General features: G+C 33.6%; 8 protein-coding genes. 3 read left to right on the top strand and 5 right to left on the bottom strand.

Translation table 11 applies throughout. The features are described 5' to 3' along the window. Positions 1–152 precede the first annotated feature (152 nt). Genes ACEN3Z_RS06230 through ACEN3Z_RS06220 form a run of 3 tightly spaced genes read left to right on the top strand, consistent with a single transcriptional unit; the run spans position 153 to position 2203 of the window. On the top strand, positions 153–743 hold the full coding sequence (locus ACEN3Z_RS06230; protein ID WP_407090141.1) for an ECF transporter S component: 591 nt from the start codon (positions 153–155) through the stop codon (positions 741–743). 60 nt (positions 744–803) lie between these two features. After that, complete coding sequence (locus ACEN3Z_RS06225; RefSeq protein WP_407090140.1) at positions 804–1340, top strand: helix-turn-helix domain-containing protein; 537 nt, start codon at positions 804–806, stop codon at positions 1338–1340. Further along, complete coding sequence (locus tag ACEN3Z_RS06220) at positions 1238–2203, top strand: IS3 family transposase (RefSeq protein WP_407090149.1); 966 nt, start codon at positions 1238–1240, stop codon at positions 2201–2203. The genes ACEN3Z_RS06225 and ACEN3Z_RS06220 overlap by 103 nt, the downstream gene beginning before the upstream one ends. Positions 2204–2272: 69 nt before the next feature. On the opposite strand, the gene nth is transcribed toward ACEN3Z_RS06220, so the two are convergent. The 5 genes from nth to ACEN3Z_RS06195 form a co-directional block, all read right to left on the bottom strand. Further along, complete coding sequence (nth, locus tag ACEN3Z_RS06215) at positions 2273–2887, bottom strand: endonuclease III (protein ID WP_407090138.1); 615 nt, start codon at positions 2885–2887, stop codon at positions 2273–2275. A gap of 12 nt (positions 2888–2899) precedes the next feature. Further along, complete coding sequence (locus ACEN3Z_RS06210) at positions 2900–3625, bottom strand: DnaD domain-containing protein (RefSeq protein ID WP_407090137.1); 726 nt, start codon at positions 3623–3625, stop codon at positions 2900–2902. 88 nt (positions 3626–3713) lie between these two features. Then, positions 3714–4997: an asparagine--tRNA ligase gene (gene asnS, locus ACEN3Z_RS06205; RefSeq protein WP_407090147.1), complete on the bottom strand. Its 1284-nt coding sequence runs from the start codon at positions 4995–4997 to the stop codon at positions 3714–3716. A 33-nt stretch (positions 4998–5030) separates the two neighbouring features. Continuing rightward, a complete protein-coding gene (locus ACEN3Z_RS06200; RefSeq protein WP_407090135.1) occupies positions 5031–5507 on the bottom strand; it encodes a PepSY domain-containing protein in 477 nt (158 codons plus the stop codon). Positions 5508–5598: 91 nt separating this feature from the next. Then, on the bottom strand, positions 5599–8133 hold the full coding sequence (locus ACEN3Z_RS06195; RefSeq protein WP_407090134.1) for an exonuclease domain-containing protein: 2535 nt from the start codon (positions 8131–8133) through the stop codon (positions 5599–5601). Positions 8134–8135 lie beyond the last annotated feature (2 nt).

Raw genomic sequence — 8135 nt, 5'->3', positions numbered from 1 at the left:
TTAACCCGAAGCCACCGCGGTTTCCAGCAAGCTGAAGCAGAGCTATGGGAAATGTTTGGAACACTAGCAGAGAGCTGATTTTTTTACAGAAGGAATTCTTTATTTACACAAACTTCTTGACGCTCCCCATAATAGTTATAAGGAGTTAAATAATGAAAAGTAGTTATACTAATAATAACGCAAGAAGACTAGTTATTCTAGGTCTATTTATTGCATTAATCATCATTCAAAGTTGGGTACCCTTCCTTGGCTTTATTACCATTGGGCCAATTGCAATGACTATTATTCCCATTACGGTAATATTAAGTACATTGTGGCTCAGTACTAGAGATGGTATGATTCTAGGCCTAGTTTTTGGTTTAAACTCACTTGTTCGTGCATGGCTTATTGGTAATCCGGTAGAAAGAATGATCTTCACGTCGCCTTTAGTTAGTGTTTTACCACGAATTCTTATGCCACTTCTTTTAGGTTTATGTATTAAATATATTCTTGATCGTTTTTCTGATTCTACTAAAGGTGCTGTTGCAGGCTTCATTGGTAGCATCTTAAATACGATTCTAGTTCTTGGCGCTATTGGAATCTTCAAACCTACAGAATATATTGGCGCCATAGATGGCGCAAATGTCAGTCAATTATGGCCGATTTTATGGGGAATTGTTACGGCCAATGGTATTCCAGAAGCGATTTTAGCAACAATTATTACACCCATTATCTTCATAGGGGTTAATCGCTCAAGACGTTAAAAAACAGCTTCAAAGTGTAGTGCCCCCCTGAATCCGGACATGGATTTAGGGGGTTTTTAGATGGAAAAAGAATATAATAAAGAGCTAAGATTGACGGTAGTTAAAGAAAATGAAGCAGGTGTTTCACACAAGAGTTTAGCTAAAAAATACGGTGTGGCACGTAATACAATTCAAAATTGGTGTTATCAATATCAAATGTATGGTGAGGCTGGGATTGAAAATAGCTTGTCTAAAACGAAATATAGTGGCGAATTCAAGTTATCTGTTTTAAACTATAGACACATACATCAGGTGTCTTATAGGGAAGCGGCTGAACACTTTAATATCAAACAAGGCTCCACGATTGCCAACTGGCAGAGAGCGTATGATAGTCAAGGGTTTGAAGGCTTAAATGGGGCACCGGGACGTCCAAAAAACAAAGGAGACCGTGCAATGACTCATCAAGATAAGCAACCTCGAAACCTATCACAATCTGAACTAGAAGAACTTATTGAATTAAGAGAAAAAACTATGTATTTAGAAGCGGAAAACGCGTATCTAAAAAAGTTGAAGGCCTTGATCCAGAAACAATCAAACACAAAGAAAAAACAAAAATAATTCTGGAGTTAAGGCGTGAATTCCCAGTGATTAAGCTTAATACTTGGCTTGAGTTGGTAGCCATTCCTAAGAGTTCATTCTATGAATGGAAGGCGAAATTAAATCAACCCGAGGAGGATACGGAAGAGAATACACTCATCGAAGTAATTAAAGCAATCATTGAAGCGTCAAGTCAAAGTTATGGGTATCGCAGGGTCACCTTAGCTCTAAATCAGCGAGGACGTAAAATTAATCATAAGCGTGTCTTAAGAATTATGCGAGAAAATCAGCTCTTGTGTGTGAAATTCCGCCGTAAAAGTCGTCGATATAGTTCATTCAAAGGAGAAGTTGGAACCATCGCTGATAATCATCTGGATCGCCAATTTGTTACGGAAGAACCGAATCAAGTTTGGTTGAGTGATGTGACCGAATTTAAAGTAGCCCATTCAGAAAGTAAATTGTATTTATCGCCGATCATGGATCTCTATAATGGTGAAATTATCGCGTATAGTCTCAGTCAATCTCCGACAGTTAAATTTACCAATCAATCGCTTGAAGATGCATTAACAAAGTTACCTGAGCAACACGACTTAATGGTACACACCGACCAAGGATTTCATTATCAACACTGGTCATGGGTCAAGCTACTTGAAGAAAACAATATTTGTCAGAGTATGTCCCGACGAGGGAACTGTCTAGATAATGCACCGATGGAAAACTTTTTTGGTTTATTGAAGCAAGAAATGTACTACGGTGAAACTTTCGATAGTATCGAAGAGTTAGAAGCACGAATCAGATCATATATTTACTGGTACAATCACGAACGAATTAAAACAAAACTAAACGGCCTGTCGCCTATTCAATATAGGTTACAAGCCGCTTAGTAAAAATATTCAATTAAAGTCCGTTTTTAAGGGTTCACTACAAAGTGATTTCACTTCGAAGCTGTTTTTTTATACGTCTTCTAAATATTCATAGCATTTGTTACTTCTAGCAGTACAGTAATATCTTCCGAATAGAACTAACAACTGATGTGCATGGCTCCAATATTTTTCAGGTAATTTTTCCATTAATATCTTCTCTACTTGTACGGGTGTAGCATCTTCAGGAACGATGTTTAATCTCTTGCATACTCTTTCAACATGAGTATCTACTGCAATCGCTGGTGTATCAAAAACAACTGAAAGTACAACATTTGCAGTTTTTCGTCCTACTCCAGAAAGTGACATCAAATCTTTACGGTTATCAGGGATCTTCCCATCAAATTTATCAACAATATCTTTAGCAGCACTTACTAAATACTTCGCTTTATTACGGTAAAGTCCAAGTGTTTTAATGTAGGGTTCAACTTCCTGAGCTGTGACTTGACTCATTGATTCTGGATTTGGAAAAGCTTCAAATAAGGCAGGTGCTATCTTATTCACTTGTTTATCTGTTGATTGTGCACTTAACATTACAGCAACTAGCATGTGGAAGGGATCATCATAATCTAATTCAGATTTTGCATCTGGAATTAATCGATCCATACGGTGGATAATATCAAGTACTTCTTCTGAATTTAATGTCATATGTCTCTCCTATTAATTGTTGTCCCAGTAATTAAGTGGTATTTCGATATGCTCATATTGTGAATCATCCACCATTTGTGAATTATTCTGATTATTTCGCTTCTCAAATCGCTCAATGTCCCTTTGAGCTTCTTCTGCCGTTCGAATATTTTTCTTTTCCCAATTGAGTAAAATACGATCAATGTATTTTAAACTCAATGCTTGGTTTAAAACTGCTTGTTTTAAAGCTAATTGAACTAATTTTTCATCGTATTTAGATATATTTACCCAGTCATTTAAGGTTTCTAACTCAATCTGTGTCAACTGTCTTCCAAATTCTTGTTCAAATGATGTTACAATATTTAATCCTTCATTTTTGGGAGTAGAATGGTTCTTTTTCGTATATTGTGCGCTCTGAGCACTTTGTTGGAAGTTTATCTCATCTAACTTGTCGAATAATGGTCTCAAAGTATAATGATCAGTTTGTTTGCCTTCATTATTCGGCACCAATTCGATTTCTAGGAAATCTTTATTCATAAGTTGACTTAATGTATCGCTCACTTTATGACTACTCCAACCAAGATTAATGGATATACGGTTCATATCTTCAGATAATCTTCCTCGATTGATTTGAGAAAAAATATATAATAATAAAACCATTTGATCACCGGTTAATTCAAGCTGATGGTATTGATCAAAAAGAATATTAGGTACCGACGTAAAACCGTCTTTAATCCAATCATAAGCCGTGCTTCTCATATCATCTTTAACTCCCTTCTATTAAAATTTTCCCTATAAACGCATAAAAGCCATCTGAAAATGGCTTTTACACAATAAATAATTTGTCTTATGGATATAAACGGTTTAATAATCTTGGGAATGGGGCTGTTTCTCTTATATGCTCAATTCCAGATAACCAAGCCACTACACGTTCAAGACCCATTCCAAACCCACTATGTGGTACGCTACCATAACGTGATATATCTAGGTACCATTGGTAAGCATCTAAATCTAAACCAAATTTAGTAATGTTTTCTTTCATGATTTCGTAATCATTCTCACGTTCTGAACCACCAATGATTTCACCATATCCTTCTGGAGCAATCATGTCGGCACATAAGACTGTACGAGGATCTTCTGGATTAATCTTCATGTAGAATGGTTTAATTGCTTTTGGATAATTAACAATAAAGATTGGACGATCGTATTTACTAGCGATAAATGTTTCATGAGGTGAACCAAAGTCGTCTCCCCATTCAATATCATCGAAGCCATTCTCCGTTAATAATGCAATGGCATCAGTATAAGATACACGTGGGTAAGGTAATTTCGTATATTTTTCTAACGTAGCAACATCACGTTCTAAAGTAGATAAAGCTGAACCACAATGATCAATCACATTACGTACAATAAAAGCAACATACTCTTCTTGTACTTTTAAGCTTTCCTCATGATTGTAGTTTGCCATTTCAGCTTCCATCATCCAAAATTCAATTAAATGACGACGTGTTTTTGATTTTTCTGCTCTAAACGTTGGTCCAAATGAGAATACTTTACCAAAAGCCATTGCTGCAGCTTCTAAGTATAATTGACCACTCTGTGATAAGAATGCATCTTCATCAAAGTATTTAGTATGGAATAACTCAGTTGTACCTTCAGGAGAGCTTCCTGTTAAGATAGGAGGATCCACTTTAATAAAACCACGATCATTATAGAATTCATAAGTTGCTCGAATAATTTCATTACGAATTTGCATTATAGCATGTTGTTTTGATGAACGTAACCATAAATGACGGTGATCCATTAAGAAGTCTGTTCCATGATCTTTAGGTGTAATTGGGTATTCATGACTTTCACCAATCACTTTAATTGATTCAACTAACAGTTCATAACCTAAACTTGAACGGTCATCTGTTTGGATAACACCTGTTAATTCGACACTAGTTTCTTGTCCTAAGTGTTTAACTAACTCAAAAGTCTCTTCGCCTACTTGGTTTTTTAACACGACACCTTGGAAGTACTCGTGTCCATCGCGTAATTGTAGGAATGCAATTTTCCCACTACTTCTTTTGTTTGTAACCCACGCATGAATTTTTACTTGTTTATCTATATAGTCGCCTGCTTGGCGCATTGTAATTGTATCCACAATATTCCCCCTATAATCTTAAATATTAGCGATAGTTTGAATCCATTCGCCATTTGACGCATTAATATAATAATACGATAGTGTATTATTCTCAGCTTTAAATGAAATCTCCCAAACGGGTTGCTTGCCCATCATCCCAATACGTGGTCGTAATAGTTTCGTTGGTTCATTTTCACTGAGTGTAATTGATAAGGCATCTTGATGAGATATGATATCTTGAGAAGTATAATACTGAATATCTCCTCCGTCTTGCGTAATAATTGCATATATTTGATTTCCATTTTCATCTGTAAAATCTAGTGTAAAGTAAGATTCATCAATAGTTACCCAATAGAAATCGTTAACTTCTTCGACAGTATGATCTAAAGAAACTAAATCAACAGTTTCCTCTTGAGCTTGCACCATCGAACCCATACTTTGGGAATAGATAAATAATAATGCAATAAGTACAATTAACAATATAATTGTTAATCCTGATACTACTTTACGGTTCAACGTTTGGCCTCCTTTCAAGATTACTTTCTAATTTCATGACCGTTATATAATAACATATTTTTGACGTAAATTGAATAAACACTTAATGTCGTTAGTTCAATATATTAATTTCAACCATTGACTCTAATTGATCTAATATTTCTTTTGTATAGTACTTTGTATATAAACGCTTATCCATAATATAAAGTTTTTCATTCGCATAATTATTACTAATAAAATTGATGAGGTTTTTAATTCTTTGAATCATTTGTGGTAGTAATATATCATCAAATAATTCGGTTTGATCTTTTGTTTTCTTTAGATAATGATACTTCGCTTGAATTTTAGTTTCACCTGGAGATTGAAAAGGTAAATTATATAACAGAACTGAAATTTCAGTTTGCTTATCTCCCCAAAGAAGATCTGTGAAACTTCTTTCTCTAAGAATAACAATAACTTTTTCAGTTTCATGAATCCGCCTTCTAATTCGATTTAAACTACCTGTTATGGACTCAGCTAAGATATGATAATCTTTAGAAATTTCATCATTAAGATTTAACTTATGGAACAAATCCGAAACTAAAAACTGATTCGGCATAATAATTATTATTTTGTCACCTAACATCTTTCGATCACTATTTATAAAGTCAGATAAATCAGAAATTCGTGTGGCATTATCTTCACCTTGAATAAATTCAACAGGATGATTTATGATGTGTTTATTTTCTTTAAACAATGTTGGGAGTTTTAAATAATCGAAGGCCACATCCAATTGAATCCAATTGGAATCTCCAGTCATTCTAGAATTATAATAGTTTCCTGAACTAACTAATAATGCACTTTGCATTTCAAGTAGCCAAGTAAGACTTTCTTTCTTAATACGAATAGGCTTCACTTGAATAGAAATATTATAAAATTTATTATTGACTCGTGTTGCACTGATTGTCATATAATTGTTTTCGTCATTCATCAAATTCATTTGTTCTAGTTGGTTTATGAAGCGATGTAAAAGTAGCACTGGTTGATTAATTTTCTTCACCTTTTCAGACTCAGCATCTAATTGCTTATAAAAACTAGCTAATTTATCTCTAATCCTATTGGCAAAGTCCATGATCTTATTCGCGTCATCGGATTCAATATTCACGAAAGTTTGAACTTTTTCTTGTTGAATTTTATTATCAAATGATTCTTCTTTTAATATATTGCTGATTATCGAAATCAAATTATTACTTAAGTCTCTCATCGATTGAATCTCTTTGCTTAAATGAACAATATACTGATTATCACTGTAAACTTGTTGTATATCATCGAATAAATTAAGTAATTGATTATTTAAATCACTCAATTCAATATTCCTTTGTTGAATAAAGCGAGCAGAATCAATAAAAGAATTAACATTACCTATAATTAATTTTCGACTGAATAAATACTCTATTTGTTCTCTGTTTTTTAGCATCATACTGTGCAAATTAACGTCATAAGTTATAATAATATTTGCTTTTTTAGCATACTCAATTACTTGATGAAAATTCGAATGATTCTTGACTAATAAGTCCTTTGTCTGATGTTTGCTTAATAAATTTTTAATAGACAATTCTTTATTTATTTCGCTAAAATCGCCAAATTTTGAAAATGATTGCCAATGTATAGATGCCGCTATTACGAGTAATTCCTGTTGATTATTACGTTTAAAATTATATTGAAGAATATAATTTTCGAAAGCTTTTTCATGTAAATAATTTCCTTGTGACTTTAATAAAGCTATCTTTTCTAATGATGTGTGATTTACAATCAAGTCATTCCAATAATTCGATTCATCTAACGTTGGAAAAGATAATAAATAACGTCCCTCTTTTAAAATCGTTTCATTAAATATCACATCATATGGAATGGGACGATGCGTATCTTCTAACACAGCAAAAGGATGGTTTTGCCATTTTTCATTTATAAATTCAGAAAGGGTTAGGTTCTGTTTAGGTAAGTTTTCCCCTTCTAAATTTACTTTTGTCCTTTTGACACTAACTATCTCGTTTAAAATAAACTTATCTGGATTAGTAAAAAATTCTATTTCATTATATCTCAGGTTCCTTAAGAAAGGTTCCATTCGACTAAGAGTCTCAATCGGAATCTTTTTCGCAATTTTAGCTAACTCACTCATAATATCAACAGTGATTAATGCATCTGAATAGGCATCATGAGCTTCACTGTATTCTAAATTAAAATGACGACTTAAATCAGTTAAATTAAACCCGATTGCAGTTGGAACGATAATTTTCGCAAGAACTACTGAATCTAAAGCGACAGGATTAAAATCCAGATCAAATCTTTCAAAACTTTCTTTAAGTATACGTAAGTCAAAGCCTAAATTATGAGCAATAAAGACACAATCTTTGAGTCTCTCATGCCATAAAGTTGCTACACTATTAAATTGTGGTGCATTCACCACATCTTCTTCTTTGATGCCTGTTAACTTAGCAATGTGATCTGGAATCTCGCGATTAGGATTTATTAACATCGAATATGTATTAACAATATTGCCATCAGATATAATAATTGCTCCTATTTGGATGATTCGGTCACCCTCGTCAATATTTGGACCTGTCGTTTCAATATCAACGATTGCAATTTTATTCTTTAACCTAGGCATAC

Source organism: Ruoffia sp. FAM 26254 (assembly GCF_045528545.1).
GTDB classification, from domain to species: Bacteria; Bacillota; Bacilli; order Lactobacillales; family Aerococcaceae; genus Ruoffia; species Ruoffia halotolerans.
Note: the sequence above shows the minus strand (reverse complement) of the source record. Positions and strands in the feature narration are given on the sequence as shown.

Bases quoted from the DNA above. Each gene is read 5' to 3' on its own strand.
- ACEN3Z_RS06210 (WP_407090137.1), bottom strand. From the start codon at position 3,625: ATGAGAAGCACGGCTTATGATTGGATTAAAGACGGTTTTACGTCGGTA.
- ACEN3Z_RS06225 (WP_407090140.1), top strand. From the start codon at position 804: ATGGAAAAAGAATATAATAAAGAGCTAAGATTGACGGTAGTTAAAGAA.
- nth (WP_407090138.1), bottom strand. From the start codon at position 2,887: ATGACATTAAATTCAGAAGAAGTACTTGATATTATCCACCGTATGGAT.
- asnS (WP_407090147.1), bottom strand. From the start codon at position 4,997: ATGCGCCAAGCAGGCGACTATATAGATAAACAAGTAAAAATTCATGCG.
- ACEN3Z_RS06195 (WP_407090134.1), bottom strand. From the start codon at position 8,133: ATGCCTAGGTTAAAGAATAAAATTGCAATCGTTGATATTGAAACGACA.
- ACEN3Z_RS06230 (WP_407090141.1), top strand. From the start codon at position 153: ATGAAAAGTAGTTATACTAATAATAACGCAAGAAGACTAGTTATTCTA.